Source organism: Clostridium sardiniense (assembly GCF_019753795.1).
GTDB classification, from domain to species: domain Bacteria; phylum Bacillota; class Clostridia; order Clostridiales; family Clostridiaceae; genus Clostridium; species Clostridium sardiniense.
In genome coordinates, this window is the sequence record NZ_JAIKTU010000068.1 from 1 (window position 1) to 270 (window position 270).

1 pseudogene is annotated in these 270 nt (G+C 53.7%); it reads right to left on the reverse strand.

Annotation, left to right across the window (positions count from 1 at the left end):
* Window positions 1–270: pseudogene (locus tag K5V21_RS19855) on the reverse strand (hypothetical protein); the annotation flags it as partial.

The window sequence follows — 270 nt, forward strand, 5'->3', positions numbered from 1 at the left end:
TGTCTCTGGTTTCCCTGCTTCTCCACTATCACCCGGTAAATCTGGCGTTGACCCTTCCTCACCTGGTAAATCTGGTGTCGTTCCCCCTGTTCCTGGTGTCTCTGGTTTCCCCGCTTCTCCACTATCACCCGGTAAATCTGGTGTTGTTCCTTCCTCACCTGGCAAATCTGGTGTCGTTCCCCCTGTTCCTGGTGTCTCTGGTTTCCCCGCTTCTCCACTATCACCCGGTAAATCTGGCGTTGTTCCTTCCTCACCTGGTAAATCCGGTGT